This is a genomic window from Micromonospora sp. NPDC049107, assembly GCF_040648595.1.
GTDB lineage: Bacteria > Actinomycetota > Actinomycetes > Mycobacteriales > Micromonosporaceae > Micromonospora.
Map to the genome: position 1 here is coordinate 968,034 of NZ_JBEZEC010000001.1, position 14,762 is coordinate 982,795.

Consider the following 14,762-nt stretch of genomic DNA (forward strand, 5'->3'; position numbering starts at 1 on the left):
GGAACGCATGGTGATGCTCCTTAGCTGAGCGTCGACCCCGCACGGCGCGCGTGGGCGCGTCAGGGGCCATGGTGGCGGTGATGCGGAAGCCGGGCCGCCGATGCTCGGCTGAGGTGATGTGGAGCGGTGGTGATGTGGAGCGGTGGTGATGGTGCCGTGTTGCGGTACACGAGCCAGCCGACGACTCCAACCGGCCAGTGTGGACGGACGGATAGTATCGACTGGTGTCGTTGAGGCAGTAAACCTCCGATGTCTGCGCCCGTCAACCCCACGTGCTGCGGCCTGGGACGCGCGCACGAGCCCGGCATTCGCCGGACGCGACGTACACCAGGGCGGTGACCTTGGGCAGAGGTGTCAGCGACCGAGGACCAGGTACGCGAGGCCGAGTACGCCGCGGTAGCCGCCCACGTACTCGCGCAGCCGGTCGTCGAGCTCGGTGCGGACCTGGGCCGCGCGGGGGTCCTCGGGATAGGTCAACAGCCACTCTTGTCGGCCCGCGAGCCAGCTGGACTCGAAGTCGTCCCACTCCCGCTGGTCGGCGGTACTCAGATGCAGCAGCCGCCAGCCTCGCTCACGGGCGGCCTCGACGAGGCCCGCGAGGTCGGTGACGTCCGCACCGAAGATCTCCGCGACCTCCGCGCTGGGATCACGCTGCCAGTACCCCTCGCCGAGCAGCAGCCGCCCACCGGGGCGGACCACGGTGGCGAGGGCGTCGAGGGCCGCTCCGGTGCCCCCGAAGGCGTGCGCCGAGCCGACGCACAGAACCCGGTCGGCCGGCTCCTGCCAGGCGGCGGCCTCGCCCTCCACGAAGGCGACGTGCCGGTTCAGCGATCTCTCGGTGGCGAGCCTGCGGCCCCGGGCGAGGACCGCCTCGTCGGTGTCGACGCCCACGCCCCTCGTCGCGACCGGACCGGCCACACCGCCGGCGGCGACAGCGCGCAGCAGCAGTTCGCCCCACCCACAGCCCAGGTCCAACACACGCGCGCCGGGGCGGACGTCGAGGCGGCGCAGCAGCAGGGCCGCGTGCTCCTCCGACAGGGGCGTGTTCCAGCGCATCCGCGCGTAACGGCTGGCGGTCAGGTGGTCGGTGGATTGCATCGGCTCAGGGTGTCAAAGCATGACCATCGGCGCGCACCGGGTCCGTGCGTCGCCGTCGTCGGCAAGCGGGGACGGGCGTCGGCGCGTACGGCAGGATCGGTGTCATGGACGCGGACGTGTCACCGCCGTGGCGGCCGCCGACCCGCCACGAGGTCGCGGCGGCGGCCGGTCGCGGCCTGGTGGATGTCATCGGCCCTGGCCTGCGGGTGCTGTTCTGTGGGTTCAACCCGGGGCTCTACTCGGCGGCGGTGGGGGAGCACTTCGCCCGGCGGGGCAGCCGCTTCTGGCCGGCCCTGCACGGCGCGGGCTTCACCGACCGGGAACTGCGCCCGTGGGAGCGCGCCGAACTGCTCCGGCAGGGGCTGGGCCTCACCAGCCTCAGCAACCGGGCCACGGCCCGGGCCGACGAGCTGACCGCCGCCGAGCTGGTCGCCGGGGTGACCGGGCTGGCGGTCAAGGTCGAGCGGCACCGGCCGCGGTGGGTGGCGGTGCTCGGCGTGACCGCGTACCGGATCGCGTTCGTCCGGCCGAAGGCCGCGCTGGGCCCGCAGCCGGATCGGATGGGCCCGGCCCGGGTCTGGGTGCTGCCCAACCCCAGCGGCCTGAACGCCCACTTCCCGCTGCCGGCGCTGACGGCCGAGTTCGCCCGACTGCGGCGGGAGGTCGACCCTCAGACCCCGTCGGCCAGCGCCTCGTAGTAGGACCGCATCGCCGGGTGGTACTCGTCGAACTCCGGTCGGGGCGTGCCGTCCCGCGAGGCGACCAGCATGTCGAGGTAGTACTCCCAGCCGGCGCCCACCTCGGCGACGCCGTCGAGGCTGCGCAGGTGCTGGGTGAAGCGCAGCTCGGTCGTGCCGTCGGTCTCGGTCAGCGCGAATCCCAGCAGCCAGTCGCCGTGATCGTCGACCATCGACACGGCCAGGCGACGAGGCGGTTCGCACTCCTCGACGCGTACGTCGCACCAGGGCTGCTGCTCCTCGTACGCCATCTGGACGCGGATGGTGTTGCCGGGCCGGGCGTCGCCCTCCCACGGGCCGAACCAGCGGGCGGTGCGCTCCGGGTCCGTCAGGCTCGCCCACACGTCCGCCGCCGGGGCGCGGAAGGTGCGGGTGAGGACGAGGTCGTGGCCGGTGGCGGTGCGGAACAGGCGGCCAGCGGGGGTCCGGGTCATGCGGTGTGCTCCGTTCGATGGGCGGCCGGGCCGCGGGTGCGGCGTTCCCGGCGGGTCCGATAGACCTCGGTCTCGAGGGCGTCGAGGCGCTGCTCCCACCGGTCCGGCGCGGCGAGCCCGCCGAGCCAGTCGACGAGCGGGGCGAGCGGGGCGGGATCGAGGCGGTAGATCCTGGTGCGGCCGACCAGCTCGTCGCGGACCAGCCCGCTCTCGCGGAGCACCCGCAGATGGCGGCTGACCGCCGGGCGGCTGATGGCGAACCGTTGGGCGATCTCGCCAGCGGTCAGCGGCGCGTCACGCAGCATGCTCAGGATGCGCCGCCGTACCGGGTCCGCGATCGCCGCGGCCACCTCGTCCACGCCGGAAGCGTAACCTATGGGTTACGGATTACGCCACGAGGCGCATCGATGGTGGGCACATGATCATGTGACCTGGCACTCTTGACGCATGCCAGCCCAGCTTCGATCCCGCCTGCTCGATTGGACCGTCGCCGTACCCGTGCTCGCGGTGCTGGTGTTGCTCGTGACGTGGGGGCGAGATCTCCCCGGCCCGGTCGTCGTGGTGGTCGCCGCGCTACTGGGCGGCGCGGTGCTCGCGGCCGTGCACCACGCCGAGGTGGTGGCACACCGGGTGGGGGAGCCGTACGGCTCGCTGGTGCTCGCCGTCGCGGTCACCGTCATCGAGGTGGCCCTCATCGTCACCCTGATGATCAGCGGCCCGGAGAAGACCCAGTCGCTCGCCCGCGACACCGTCTTCGCCGCCGTCATGATCACGTGTAACGGCATCCTGGGCCTGTCCCTGCTGCTCGGGGCGCTGCGCCGGCGGGTGGCCGTGTTCAACCCCGAGGGCACCGGCGGCGCCCTGGCGACGGTGATCACCCTGGCCACGCTGAGCCTGGTCATCCCGACCTTCACCACCGCCCGGCCCGGCCCGGAGTTCAGCCCGGCCCAGCTCACCTTCGCCGCCGTCGCCTCGCTCGCGCTGTACGGGCTGTTCGTGCTGGTGCAGACCGGCCGGCACCGCGACTACTTCCTGCCGGTCGACACCGAGGGTCGGGTCATCGACGCGGAGGAGCACGCCAAGCCGCCCACCACCCGCGCGGCGCTGGTCAGCCTCGCCCTGCTGCTGGTCGCGCTGGTCGCGGTGGTCGGCGACGCCAAGACCGTCTCACCGACCATCGAGGCCGGCGTGGCGGCCGCCAACCTGCCGCACGCGTTCGTCGGTGTGATCATCGCCCTGCTGGTGCTGCTGCCGGAGACCCTCGCCGCCGCCCGCGCCGCCCGCCGCGACCGCGTACAGATCAGTCTCAACCTCGCCCTCGGCTCCGCGATGGCCAGCATCGGTCTGACCATTCCGGTCATCGCCATCGCCTCGATCTGGCTGGACGGCCCGCTGCTGCTCGGCCTCGGCGGCACCCAGCTCGCGCTGCTGGCCCTCACCGCGGTGACGGCGGTGCTGACCGTCGTACCGGGGCGGGCCAACGTGTTGCAGGGCGGCGTCCACCTCGTGTTGCTGGCCGCGTTCGTCTTCCTCGCCGCCAGCCCCTGACGCCACCGTCCGCCCGGCCCGCCTCGGCTGTGGGCGTTCGGCTGGGGTCGACGCCCGGCCGGGTCGCTACCTCAGCCGGCGGGCGGCGGGTCGTCGACCAGCCGGTCCGCGCGGGCGTTGAGGTAGCGCTGCTGCGCCAGGTTCGTCGAGCGTGCGGCCGCCATCCGGTACGCCTCGCGCGCCGCGGCCCGCTCACCGGTCAGTTCCCACAGGTGGGCGCGGGCGGCCGGCAGCCGCGGATCGTCGGCCAACCGGGCGTCGCCGTCCAGGTGGGCGAGCAGCGCCAGGCCGGCCCGAGCCCCCCGGCTCATCGCCACCGCGACGGCGTGGTTGAGCGACACCACCGGGTTGTCGGACAGGCCCAGCAGCACCTCGTAGAGGGCGGTGATCTGTGCCCAGTCGGTGGCCGCCGCGCTCGGCGCCTCGTCGTGCACGGCCGCGATGGCCGCCTGGAGCTGGTACGGCCCGACGGGCCCGCGCGGCAGCGCCTCGCCGACCAACGCGACGCCCTCGGCGATCTGGTCGGCCCGCCACCGGGCGCGGTCCTGTTCGGCCATCGGCACCAACTCGCCGTGTGGACCGATCCGCGCCGGCGCGCGGGCGTCGGTGAGCAGCATCAACGCGAGTAGTCCCGTGACCTCGGGGTCGTCGGGCAGCAGCCTTCGCACCAACCGCGTCAGTCGGATCGCCTCGGCGGTCAGGTCGGCGCGCAGCAGCCCCGGCCCGGCGGTACGCGCGTACCCCTCGGTGAACACCAGGTAGAGCACGTGCAGTACCGCGGCGACCCGATCGGCGCGCTCCGTTGCCGTCGGTGGGGCGAACCGGAGGCCGCTGTCGCGGATCCGCTGCTTTCCCCGGCTGATCCGCCGGGTCATGGTCGCCTCCGGCACCAGGAACGCGCGGGCCACCTCCGCGGTGCTCAACCCGCCGACCGCGCGCAGCGTCAGCGCGATCTGCGACGCCGGGGTGAGCGCCGGATGGCAGCACAGGAACACCAGGATGAGCGTGTCGTCGGCGTCCTGGAGCCGGTCGGCGGCCGGCGCGAGCCACTGCTCCGGCAGCATCCACCGGGCCGCCCTCTCCTCCCGCCGCGCCCGCGCCTGGTCGCGCCGGAGCAGGTCGGTGAGCCGCCGGGACGCGACGGTGATCAACCACGCCCGGGGACTGTCCGGTACGCCGTCGCGCGGCCAGGTGTCCGCCGCCGCGATCAACGACTCCTGCACCGCGTCCTCGGCCGTGTCGAAGTGCCCGAAGCGGCGGACGAGCGCGCCGAGGACCTGCGGCGCCAACTCGCGCAGCAGGTCCTCGGCGGGTGCCTCGGGCACGTGCTCAGCCGGCCAGGTCCTCGACGCCCTCGAGCACCGGCCGCACGTCCACGTACGCCCCCGGGGTGTCCGGGTCGACCAGGCCGGCGGCGATCTCGGTGGCCCGGTCGAAGCTGACGCACTCCACGACCGTGTAACCCGCCAGGACCTCCTGCGTCTCCGCGTACGGGCCGTCGGTGACCACGGGCGTCCCGCCCTGCGCCCGTACGCGACGGGCGTGCACGGGCTCGCTCAGGCCCCGCGCGTCGACGAGTTCCCCGGACTCGGCGAGCGCCTGGTGGAACGTCTCCATGTGCTGGTGCATGGCCGCCACCTGCTCGGCCGACATGGCCGGCCGGTCGGAGGGCCGGCCCGACAACGCGTCGTAGTCCCGCTGCGACCCGTAAAGCATGATCATGTATTTCATGGTGGCCTTCCTGTTCCCGGTGCCGCCCCGGCACCGCTCACCAGAAACGTCGAACCCAACCCCACCCCCCGGACATCCCCCGCCCCTCCCGCCCGCGCTTTCGTTCCGTTGATCATGAAGTTATTGCCATCGATGTCGGCGTGTCGGCGCGATAACTTCATGATCAACGGCGGTAGGTGGGTGGGGGGTTATTGACCGTAGGAGAGGCGGAGGCGGTTGTTGATCAGGTAGTTGAGGCGGTGGCGGAGGTAGCCGAGGGTGCTCTCGCTGGGCAGGTCCGGGTCGGGGGTGGTCAGGGTCCAGCGCACCGCGCAGTCACCGCCGGGATGCCCGGGTGAGATGTCGAAACGGATCTCGTCCAGTGGCCGGTGCGGCCACAGCGACGACCACACCAGCAGCACCGGCGCGTACCCCGCCACCACCCGTGGCGGCACCTCGTCGTCGCGCAACTCCAGCCAGGGCCGACTGCCGGCCTCGTACGGGTCCCGCAGCGACCGCCACACGACATGCGCCGGGGCCGGTTGGCTTCGTCGACGGCTGCCGAGCACGTGCACGTCGCCCTCCCGACCGGACGGCCACCTCCGCCCCGGCCCATTCTGGCCCCCCGACCCCGACCCCCACCAGGTGAACCGTCCCCACCCACCCCCACCCGATGGGCCCGGTGATCAAGAGGTTCGCGTCACGACACGCCGCACGGGCTGACGCAAACTTCTTGATCACCGGGCCCATCGGGAGGGGGTCGGGGTGGGAGGGGGAAGGGGGTCTGTGCGGGGCGTGAACCGTCCGGGGTGGTTGTGCGTGAATCCGGTGACGGGCGTGGTGGTCGTACCGTCGGGGTATGGCGTGGTGCGGGCGCCGAGGTCTGGGGAGGCACAGTGGGGGCATGGTCGGGACGCGTCGCGCGGGGACCTCTCGTGGGCCTGGTGGTCGTCGCGCTGGTGTCGCTCGCCTGCGCGGGAGGTGGCCTGGCCGAGCCGGAGGGTGAACGTCCAGGGGCGAACCCGCCGGCCGCCTCGCCGGAGCCGAACACCACCCGCGCCGACAGCACCACCACCGTGGCCGAGTTCAAACAGGACGTCGCCGACGCGCAGGCGATCGCGGAGCGCTACTGGGCGGCCCAGTTCAAGGCGTCCGGGCAGCGCTTCACGCCGATCCGGCGGGTCACCCCGTACCAGCGGGCCGGTGAGGTCTCCTGCGGCGGTCAGCCACTGCCGCGCAACAACGCGGTCTACTGCTCGCAGGGCGACTTCATCGCGTACGACGTGGCCTGGTCGGTGGCGGCGTTCCGCGAGGTCGGTGACGCGTTCGTGTTCTACCTGCTCGGTCACGAGTACGCCCACGGCATCCAGGTGCGCCTGGGCATCAACTACAGCTTCACCATCCAGCAGGAGTTGCAGGCCGACTGCATGGCCGGGGCGTACCTCGGCGACTCGGTGCGCGCCGGCGACCTGAAACTCGCCAAGGGCGACCTGGACGAGTTCCGCGAGGGCGTGGCGGCGGTCGGCGACGACCCGGACCAGCCGTGGTTCGCCGAGGGCGCGCACGGCACCGCCGAACAGCGTACCGACAGGTTCTTCCGTGGCTACGAACGCTCGCTGAAGGAGTGCGACCTGAGCTGAGCGGGGTTGCCCCGGTCACCCTCGGAGCCGTTGCCGCCACCGGCGGCGGACCCGGCTGGCAGGATCGCCGGTGTCGGTCACGACCCCTGGAGGATCCGCTGAGCAGCCAACACCCCGCCGCCGTGCTCTTCGACATGGACGGCACGCTGGTCGACAGCGAGAAGCTGTGGGACGTCGCGTTGCAGGAGCTGGCCCGCGAGTACGGCGGGGAGCTGTCCGTCGATGCCCGCCGGTCGATCATCGGCACGGCCATGGCCGAGTCGATGCGCATCCTGCACGACGACCTGGGCCAACCCGAGCGCGATCCGGAGATCAGCGCGGCGTGGATCAACGCCCGGATCCTGGAGCTGTTCCGTACCGGTCTGCCCTGGCGGCCGGGCGCGTTCGAGCTGCTGCACGCGGTCCGCGCGGCGGGAGTCCCCACCGCCCTGGTCACCTCCAGCCCCCGGGCGCTGGTCGAGGTCGCCCTGGACACCCTCGGGCGGGACACCTTCGACGTGGTGGTCGCGGGTGACGAGGTGGTGGCGGCCAAGCCGCACCCCGAGCCGTACCTGACCGCCGCCCGGCTGTTGGGCGCGCCGATCGAGCGGTGCGTGGCGATCGAGGACTCACCGACCGGGGTGGCCAGCGCGCTCGCCTCCGGGGCGGCCGTGCTGGCCGTACCCGCCGAGGTGGCGTTGCCCCCCATCCCCGCCGTACACCAGGTGCGAAGCCTGGTCGGCGTGGACCTGGCGGCGCTGGCGGCGCTGCTGACCGACCGCGCCGCGGCCTGAAGGAAAGCCGCGGCCGGAAAGAACGAGGGGGCCCCGCGGTGCGGGACCCCCTCGTTGTCGTACCTGGCGTCAGTCGTGGGCGATCGCGCCCAGGACGTTGATCCGGGCCGCCCGCACGGCGGGGAGCACCGCGGCCACCACCCCGATGATCGCGGCGAGACCGAGGAAGACGACCATCTGCCCCCAGGGGAGGTTCAGGTCGGTGATGCCCTCGTCCTTGAGCGCCTCGACCACCGCGGCGCCGAGGCCGGTGCCGACCGCCACGCCCAGCAGCGCACCGAACACGGAGATCACCACCGCCTCCACGGTGATCATGCCCATCGTCTGGCCGCGCCGCAGGCCGATCGCCCGCAGCAGACCCAGCTCCCGGGTCCGTTCCAGCACCGACAGCGCCAGGGTGTTGATGATGCCGAGCCCGGCGATGATGATGGCCAGCGCCAACAGGATCTTGATCATCGTGAGCAGCCCGTCGAGCGAACTCGTCTGCTGCTTGATGAACGCGTCCCGGTCGGCCACCGACACCTCGGGGCTGTCCGCGAGCAGCGTCTCCACCCGCGGTTGCACGTCAGCCACCCGGGCCCCCGGCGCGAGCTGGATGAAGCCCTGGATGGGCTGCGGGATCGCGAAGTCCTTCGCCGCCGTCGCCGGCAACGTCACCGGGTTGGTCAGCTGCGACGACTCGTAGATGCCGCTGATCGTGTACGTGCGGGCCTCGCCCCGGGTCAGCTGCACGCTGACGGTCGAGCCGACCGACCATCCCCGCGACTTGGCGGTGTCGGAGCTGGCGAGCATCTGCGTCGGCGAGAGCCGGTCGATGTCACCCGCGGCGGCCTTCGCGCCGAAGATCTGCCGCAGTGACGCGATGTCGCTGCTCGCCGCCACCCACGTGCTCTCGCCGTCGATGCGCCCCATGTCGCCGTACTCGCCGTCGACCATCCGCACGCCGGGCAGCGCCTTCGCCTGGTCCAGCACGCTCGGGTCGAAGCTCGGCGGACGCGGGCCGCCCTGCTGACCGGCGATCACCAGCTCGGCCTTGATGGTGTCCTGGGCGAGCGCGCTGATGCTGCTCTTGGCCGAGTCCAGGATCACCGTGATGCCGGTGACCAGCGCGATGCCGACCATCAGCGCGGCGGCCGTGATGGCCGTGCGGCGCGGGTTGCGCCCGGAGTTGAGCCGGCCCAGCTTGCCCGGCACCGACCAGGAGAAGATCGCGCCGAGCAGGTTCACCACCGGCCGGCTGATCAGTGGAGTCAGCAGCGCCACACCGATGAAGGCGAACAGCACGCCGCCGAGGATGGTGGCGAGCGTCTGGCCGCCCGCGTTGCCGCTGAGCCCCAGGAACAGCAGCACCGCGCCGATGCCGGTGACCACCGACCCGGCCACGGTGATCTTGGTCAACGACCGGTCCGGCGTGGCCACGTCCTGCATGGCGGCGATCGGCGGGATCCGGGAGGCCCGCAGCGCCGGCAGCAGCGCCGCCACCACGGTGATCACCAGGCCGACGCCGAACGACCCGATCACGGCCGCCGCCGGCACGCCGATCCCGGCCAGGGTCAGCCCACCGGCCAGCTTGCCGAACAGGAACGCCAGCAGCGCGCCCACCCCGATGCCGGCGGCGAGACCGAGCACCGACGCGAGCAGACCGACCGCGATGGCCTCCAGCACCACCGAGCCGATGATCTGGCGGCTGCTCGCCCCGATGGCGCGCATCAGCGCCAACTCCCGGGTGCGCTGCGCCACGATGATCGAGAAGGTGTTGAGGATCAGGAACGTGGCGACCAGCAGCGCCACCGCGGCGAAGCCCAGCAGGATCTTGTTGAAGAACGACAGGCCCTCCTTCAGGCTCGCCGCGGCGTCCTCGGCCAGTTGCTCGCCGGTCTTCACGTCGAAGTCCGCACCCAGGGTGCGGGCCATGTCGTCGCGCAGCGCCTCGTCGGAGACCCCGCCGGCGGTGCGGACGGTGACGCTGCTGAAGGTGTCCGGCTCGCCCAGCATCAGCCGCTGCGCCACCGGGGTGGTGAAGAAGACCTCGTTGACGCCGCCGATCGAGTCCCGGTCACCGCTGTAACCGGCGATGCCGACGAGGGTGAAGTCCCGCTTCTTCGACTCGAACGCGGTCAGCACGCCGACCTTCTCGCCGACGCGCACCTTCGCGGTCGTGGCCAGCGACTTGTTGATCACGATCTCGTCGTCGGCCTGCGGAGCGCGGCCCTCGCGCAGTTGCAGCAGGTCGCTCTCGCCGACCCAGTTCTCACCGAGCTGCGGCGGACCGAACGACGTGACGACCTTGCCGTTGCTGCCGATCACCCGTGCGCCGTCGGCGTTGACGACACCGGTCGCGGAGGCCACCCCCGGCACCTGCTTGACCCGGTCGACCACGGCGGCCGGCAGCGGAGCGGAGGTCTGCTCGCCCTCCAACTCGCTGACCTCGATCTTCGGCTTCGCCGCGACGTTCACGTCGATCTCGGAGAAGCCGTCGGCGAACACCGAGTCGAAGGAGCGACCCAGCGTGTCGGTCAGCACGAACGCGCCCGAGACGAACATGACCCCGAGCACCACCGCCAGCGCGGACAGGATCAGCCGGACCTTGCGGGCCAGCAGACTCTTGAGTGTCGCCCGGAACATCAGTTGCCCACCTCGGCCGGCGTGTCCAGCTTCTTCATGGTGTCCAGCACGGTGTCGGCGGTCGGCTCGATCAGCTCCGACACGATCTGACCGTCGGCCAGGAAGACCACCCGGTCGGCGTACGCGGCGGCGGTCGGGTCGTGGGTGACCATCACGATGGTCTGACCGTGCTCGCGCACCGAGTCGCGCAGGAAGCCGAGCACCTCCGCGCCGGAGCGCGAGTCCAGGTTGCCGGTCGGCTCGTCCGCGAAGATCACCTCGGGGCGGGCGACCAGCGCCCGCGCGCACGCCACCCGCTGCTGCTGACCGCCGGAGAGCTGCGCCGGCCGGTGGTCCAGCCGGTCCTGCAGGCCCACCGTCTTGATCACCGTGTCGTACCACGCCTGGTCGGGCTTGCGCCCGGCGATCGACATCGGCAGTAGGATGTTCTCCTTCGCGGTGAGCGTCGGCAGCAGGTTGAACTGCTGGAAGATGAAGCCCACCTTCTCCCGGCGCAGCTTCGTCAGCCCCGAGTCGCCCAGCCCGGTGACCGTCGTCTCACCGATCGACACCGTCCCCCGGGTGACCGAGTCCAGACCGGCGAGGCAGTGCATCAGCGTGGACTTGCCGGAACCCGACGGCCCCATGATCGCGGTAAAGCGGCCACGTTCGAACTCCGCGCTTACCCCCCGCAGCGCGATGACCTGGGCCTCGCCGCTGCCGTACACCTTCCACACGTCGTTCGCCCGGGCCGCGGCCTGCGCCTGCCGGCCTACCGTCGCGGTCACGTCATCTACCTCTTCCGTCTGTCCGAATCCCACGCCGCCCCCCGATGGTCCGGCGCGACCGTTCAATCATCGGCGCTGCGAGCGCCCGTCCCGTCCGCCCCTGGGGGGACGCGCAGCGGATTTCCCGCTGCGGGTGCACCCCCATGCCGCATCAGGGTTGCCCCTGACCCGACGGCCGATCGACCGGTTTCGCACACTTCCCCCGCACGTCACAGGAGGGTCAACCGCGCGACGCCGCCTCCGGTCACGGTAGGTGACGACGGCAAGCCGGGCCGTCCCTCCCCGGGGGGATCTTCGGGTACGCCGGGTGAGGTAGTCGCCGCGTGGCGACTACGCCCGTGGGCGGACCAGACCCGACTCGTACGCCAGCACGACGGCCTGCACGCGGTCGCGCAGCCGCAGCTTGGTCAGCAGGTGCCCGACGTGGGTCTTGACGGTGGTCTCGCTGACCGACAACACCGCCGCGATCTCGGCGTTGGACAGTCCTCGGGCCACCTGCACCAGCACCTCACGTTCCCGGTCGGTGAGCGCGTTGAGGGCCGCCGACGGCGTCGCCGCCGGGTCGGGCAACAGGTCGGCGAAGCGGTCGAGCAGTCGCCGCAGGATCCGCGGCGCGACCACCGCGTCCCCGCCGGCCACCGTGCGGATCGCCGCGATCAGCTCCTCGGCGGGTACGTCCTTGGCCAGGAATCCGCTCGCGCCCGCGCGCAGCGCCCCCACCACGTACTCGTCGAGATCGAACGTCGTCAGCACCAGCACCCGCACCGGCAGGCGGGAGTCGACGATGGCCCGGGTCGCCGCCACCCCGTCCATCCGGGGCATCCGGATGTCCATCAGCACGACGTCGGGCAGGAGCCGTCGGGACAGCTCCACGGCCTCCACGCCGTCACCGGCCTCCGCCACCACGTCCAGGTCGCCCTCGGCGCCCAGCACCATCCGGAAGCCCGTGCGCAGCAGCGGCTGGTCGTCGGCGAGCAGGATCCGTACCGGCCGCGCCGGGGCCACCCGATCGCTCATCTCGTCTCCCGTCCCCGCTCCACCGGCCTGTGCGTCGCGGACCACGGTAGAGGTCGGCCGGGCGCCCTGTCCCGACCCGGACCGCACCGCTCCGGTCGGGCGGTGCCGGGGCTGGGCCCTCCTGACGCCGTCGATCTTGCACTTTCTGTGGGGACAAAAGGTGCGACTCCGATGAGGTCGACATCCGAAAGTGCAAGATCGGCGGGGCGGGGCGGGGCGGGGCGGGGCGGGGCGGGGTGCGGGTGGGCGGTGGGGTTACTCGTCGGCGCCGGGGGGTGTGGGGGTGGTGCGGGCGTCGCGGAGGGGGTCGGCGGTTGTCGCCGTTACGGGGAACGGGGGTGGGGTGCCGCCGAACGTGGGGCACAGCGCCTGGTGACTGCACCAGTCGCACAGCTTGCTCGGCCGGGGTCGGAAGTCCTGCCGGGCGGTGGCCTGCTCGATCGCCCGCCACAGCGCCACCACGGTGCGCTCGAAGCGGAGCAGCTCGTCGGCGTCGGGCGTGTAGTCCAACACCTCGGCGTCGCGCAGGTAGAGCAGGCGCAGCACCCGGGGCACCACCCCACGGGTGCGCCACAGCACCAACGCGTAGAACTTCAGTTGGAACAGCGCCCGCGCCTCGAACGCCTCCCGGGGCGCGCCGCCGGTCTTGTAGTCGACCACCCGCAGCGCGCCGTCCGGGGCCACGTCGAGCCGGTCGAGGTAGCCCCGGATCAGCAGCTCCTCGTCGACGACCGCCGAGATCAGGCTCTCGCGCTCGGCCGGTTCCAGGCGGGTCGGATCCTCCACCGCGAAGTAGCCCTCGAGTAGCCCCGCCGCGGAGCGCAGGAACTCCACCGGACCGGCCGGCTCGGCATCGTCGAAGATCGCGGCCAGCTCCGGCTGCTCGGTGACCAGTCGGTCCCACTGGGGGGCCACCAGGTCACCGGCCGCGGCCGGTGTGCGGCTCGACGCGGGCAGGTCGAAGAGCCGCTCCAGCACCGCGTGCACCAGCGTGCCCCGGGCCTGCTCAAGGGTCGTCCGCTCGGGCAACCGGTCGATGCTGCGGAACCGGTAGAGCAGCGGGCAGGTCTTGAAATCCGCCGCCCGCGACGGCGACAGCGAGGCCCGCACCGTCGGCGGCGTCTGCGCCGGGGGAGAGGACTGGGGGGTGGTGACCGGTTCCGCCGTCATGTGCGCAAAGGTTAGGGCACCGGTGTGACACCGCCCGCCGCCCGCCCCGCAGGTGACCGGTCCGTAGCATCGGTGCGATGGAGCAGACCTCCCGGCCGCCGCGCCGGTCCGACCGGCGACCCGGTCTGAGCGTGGGCCGGGTGTTCGGGGTGCCCCTGCACCTCAACGCGTCGATGCTCCTGCTCGCCGTGCTGGTCGCCGTGCTCTACGCCGAGTTCGCCCGCCGACAACTGGACCTGCCGCAGATCAGCGGCTACCTCATCGGCTTCGGATTCGTGGTCTCCCTGCTCGGCTCGGTGCTGCTGCACGAGCTGGGCCACGCGCTCACCGCCCGCCGCTACGGCATCGGTGTGCGGGGAATCACCCTCGAACTGCTCGGCGGGTACACCGAGATGGAGCGGGACGCCCCGACGCCCCGGATCGACCTGCTGGTCTCGCTGGCCGGCCCGGCGGTCTCCGCGGTGCTCGGCGCCCTCGCGGTCGCCGCCACCCTCGCCCTGCCGGCGGGCACCGTCGGCCACCAGCTCGCCTTCCAGCTCGCGCTGAGCAACGTCATCGTCGCGGTGTTCAACATCCTGCCCGGGCTGCCGCTGGACGGCGGCCGGGCGCTACGCGCCGCCGTGTGGGGTCTCACCCGCGACCGGCACCGTGGCACCGAGGTCGCCGGCTGGGCCGGCCGGGTCGTCGCCGTCGGCACCGCCGCGCTGGTCGGGATACTGACCGCCACCGACCACCTGGCCCCGGTGGCGCTGCCGCTGATGCTGCTGGTCGCCGTCACCCTCTGGCGCGGCGCCGGGCAGTCGATCCGCGCCGCGCGGGTCAGTCGTCGGTTCCCGCTGATCGACCTGGCCCAACTGGCTCGGCCGATCTGGCCGGTGACCACCGGCACGCCGCTGGCCGAGGCCCAGCGCCGCCGCGCCGAGGGCGGGCAGCCCGCCGCCGCGCTGCTGGTCACCGACTCCACCGGCCGCCCGGTGGCGTTGGTCGACCCGGCCGCCGCCGCGGCCGTACCCGTCGAGCGTCGCGCCTGGCTGGCGGTGGACTCCGTCGCCCGGCCGCTCACCGCGCTCCCCACCCTGACGCTGGGACTCGACGGCGAACGGGTGATGGAGGCCGTGCAGACCCACCCGGGCGCGCAGTACGTGGTGACGTCAGGCGAAGATGTCGTCGGCATTCTGCACATCGGGGACCTGGCACAGCTCCTCGAACCCAACCGGAAGATGACACCGTGACCGCAACTCCC

General features: G+C 72.5%; 15 protein-coding genes. 5 read left to right on the forward strand and 10 right to left on the reverse strand.

Annotated elements, in window-relative coordinates; genetic code table 11:
- Nucleotides 1–354: 354 nt before the first annotated feature.
- A complete protein-coding gene (locus tag AB0B55_RS04280; RefSeq protein ID WP_357170260.1) occupies nt 355–1,098 on the reverse strand; it encodes a methyltransferase domain-containing protein in 744 nt (247 codons plus the stop codon).
- Nucleotides 1,099–1,202: 104 nt separating this feature from the next.
- Here AB0B55_RS04280 and mug point away from each other — a divergent pair, with 104 nt between their 5' ends.
- Nucleotides 1,203–1,796, forward strand: coding sequence for a G/U mismatch-specific DNA glycosylase (mug, locus tag AB0B55_RS04285; RefSeq protein WP_357119308.1), 594 nt, complete (start codon nt 1,203–1,205; stop codon nt 1,794–1,796).
- Here the strand turns inward: mug and AB0B55_RS04290 are convergent.
- Together AB0B55_RS04290 and AB0B55_RS04295 are read right to left on the reverse strand one after the other, a co-directional pair.
- Nucleotides 1,769–2,269 carry an SRPBCC family protein gene (locus AB0B55_RS04290; protein ID WP_357119305.1) on the reverse strand — a complete coding sequence of 167 codons (501 nt, stop codon included), beginning with the start codon at nt 2,267–2,269 and terminating at the stop codon, nt 1,769–1,771. The two genes, mug and AB0B55_RS04290, sit on opposite strands and share 28 nt — an antisense overlap.
- On the reverse strand, nt 2,266–2,628 hold the full coding sequence (locus AB0B55_RS04295) for a metalloregulator ArsR/SmtB family transcription factor (protein ID WP_357170263.1): 363 nt from the start codon (nt 2,626–2,628) through the stop codon (nt 2,266–2,268). Before AB0B55_RS04295 ends, AB0B55_RS04290 begins: the two co-directional genes overlap by 4 nt.
- Before the next feature lie 88 nt (nt 2,629–2,716).
- Between AB0B55_RS04295 and AB0B55_RS04300 the strand changes: the two genes are divergently transcribed.
- A complete protein-coding gene (locus tag AB0B55_RS04300) occupies nt 2,717–3,817 on the forward strand; it encodes an ionic transporter y4hA (protein WP_355053005.1) in 1,101 nt (366 codons plus the stop codon).
- Nucleotides 3,818–3,888: 71 nt separating this feature from the next.
- On the opposite strand, the gene AB0B55_RS04305 is transcribed toward AB0B55_RS04300, so the two are convergent.
- The 3 genes from AB0B55_RS04305 to AB0B55_RS04315 all read right to left on the reverse strand — a co-directional run bounded on the left by AB0B55_RS04305 (nt 3,889) and on the right by AB0B55_RS04315 (nt 6,102).
- Nucleotides 3,889–5,142, reverse strand: coding sequence for a sigma-70 family RNA polymerase sigma factor (locus tag AB0B55_RS04305; RefSeq protein WP_357170266.1), 1,254 nt, complete (start codon nt 5,140–5,142; stop codon nt 3,889–3,891).
- 4 nt (nt 5,143–5,146) lie between these two features.
- Complete coding sequence (locus AB0B55_RS04310; protein WP_357119296.1) at nt 5,147–5,539, reverse strand: YciI family protein; 393 nt, start codon at nt 5,537–5,539, stop codon at nt 5,147–5,149.
- A gap of 197 nt (nt 5,540–5,736) precedes the next feature.
- On the reverse strand, nt 5,737–6,102 hold the full coding sequence (locus AB0B55_RS04315) for a hypothetical protein (RefSeq protein ID WP_357119293.1): 366 nt from the start codon (nt 6,100–6,102) through the stop codon (nt 5,737–5,739).
- A gap of 321 nt (nt 6,103–6,423) precedes the next feature.
- Between AB0B55_RS04315 and AB0B55_RS04320 the strand changes: the two genes are divergently transcribed.
- Both AB0B55_RS04320 and AB0B55_RS04325 read left to right on the forward strand, forming a co-directional pair.
- Entirely contained in the window at nt 6,424–7,167 is a 744-nt protein-coding gene (locus AB0B55_RS04320; RefSeq protein ID WP_357119291.1) for a neutral zinc metallopeptidase, read from the forward strand.
- A gap of 122 nt (nt 7,168–7,289) precedes the next feature.
- The gene (locus AB0B55_RS04325; RefSeq protein WP_357119492.1) at nt 7,290–7,940 is read left to right on the forward strand and encodes an HAD family phosphatase; all 651 of its coding nucleotides are present in this window, start codon (nt 7,290–7,292) and stop codon (nt 7,938–7,940) included.
- 69 nt (nt 7,941–8,009) lie between these two features.
- Here the strand turns inward: AB0B55_RS04325 and AB0B55_RS04330 are convergent, their stop codons facing one another.
- From AB0B55_RS04330 to AB0B55_RS04345, 4 genes are all read right to left on the reverse strand, one after another.
- Nucleotides 8,010–10,565: an FtsX-like permease family protein gene (locus AB0B55_RS04330; protein ID WP_357119289.1), complete on the reverse strand. Its 2,556-nt coding sequence runs from the start codon at nt 10,563–10,565 to the stop codon at nt 8,010–8,012.
- Nucleotides 10,565–11,332 carry an ABC transporter ATP-binding protein gene (locus tag AB0B55_RS04335; RefSeq protein WP_357119286.1) on the reverse strand — a complete coding sequence of 256 codons (768 nt, stop codon included), beginning with the start codon at nt 11,330–11,332 and terminating at the stop codon, nt 10,565–10,567. The genes AB0B55_RS04330 and AB0B55_RS04335 overlap by 1 nt, the downstream gene beginning before the upstream one ends.
- A 330-nt stretch (nt 11,333–11,662) precedes the next feature.
- A complete protein-coding gene (locus AB0B55_RS04340; protein WP_355053013.1) occupies nt 11,663–12,349 on the reverse strand; it encodes a response regulator transcription factor in 687 nt (228 codons plus the stop codon).
- A gap of 255 nt (nt 12,350–12,604) precedes the next feature.
- Complete coding sequence (locus tag AB0B55_RS04345) at nt 12,605–13,519, reverse strand: RecB family exonuclease (protein WP_357119283.1); 915 nt, start codon at nt 13,517–13,519, stop codon at nt 12,605–12,607.
- 77 nt (nt 13,520–13,596) lie between these two features.
- On the opposite strand from AB0B55_RS04345, the gene AB0B55_RS04350 reads away from it, so the two are divergent.
- Complete coding sequence (locus tag AB0B55_RS04350) at nt 13,597–14,751, forward strand: site-2 protease family protein (protein ID WP_357119280.1); 1,155 nt, start codon at nt 13,597–13,599, stop codon at nt 14,749–14,751.
- The last annotated feature ends 11 nt before the right edge of the window (nt 14,752–14,762 follow it).

What these genes read in the sequence shown, in the direction of transcription:
- AB0B55_RS04280 (WP_357170260.1), bottom strand. Translation starts at nt 1,098, where the DNA reads ATGCAATCCACCGACCACCTGACCGCCAGCCGTTACGCGCGGATGCGC.
- mug (WP_357119308.1), top strand. Translation starts at nt 1,203, where the DNA reads ATGGACGCGGACGTGTCACCGCCGTGGCGGCCGCCGACCCGCCACGAG.
- AB0B55_RS04290 (WP_357119305.1), bottom strand. Translation starts at nt 2,269, where the DNA reads ATGACCCGGACCCCCGCTGGCCGCCTGTTCCGCACCGCCACCGGCCAC.
- AB0B55_RS04300 (WP_355053005.1), top strand. Translation starts at nt 2,717, where the DNA reads ATGCCAGCCCAGCTTCGATCCCGCCTGCTCGATTGGACCGTCGCCGTA.
- AB0B55_RS04310 (WP_357119296.1), bottom strand. Translation starts at nt 5,539, where the DNA reads ATGATCATGCTTTACGGGTCGCAGCGGGACTACGACGCGTTGTCGGGC.
- AB0B55_RS04330 (WP_357119289.1), bottom strand. Translation starts at nt 10,565, where the DNA reads ATGTTCCGGGCGACACTCAAGAGTCTGCTGGCCCGCAAGGTCCGGCTG.
- AB0B55_RS04340 (WP_355053013.1), bottom strand. Translation starts at nt 12,349, where the DNA reads ATGAGCGATCGGGTGGCCCCGGCGCGGCCGGTACGGATCCTGCTCGCC.
- AB0B55_RS04345 (WP_357119283.1), bottom strand. Translation starts at nt 13,519, where the DNA reads ATGACGGCGGAACCGGTCACCACCCCCCAGTCCTCTCCCCCGGCGCAG.
- AB0B55_RS04350 (WP_357119280.1), top strand. Translation starts at nt 13,597, where the DNA reads ATGGAGCAGACCTCCCGGCCGCCGCGCCGGTCCGACCGGCGACCCGGT.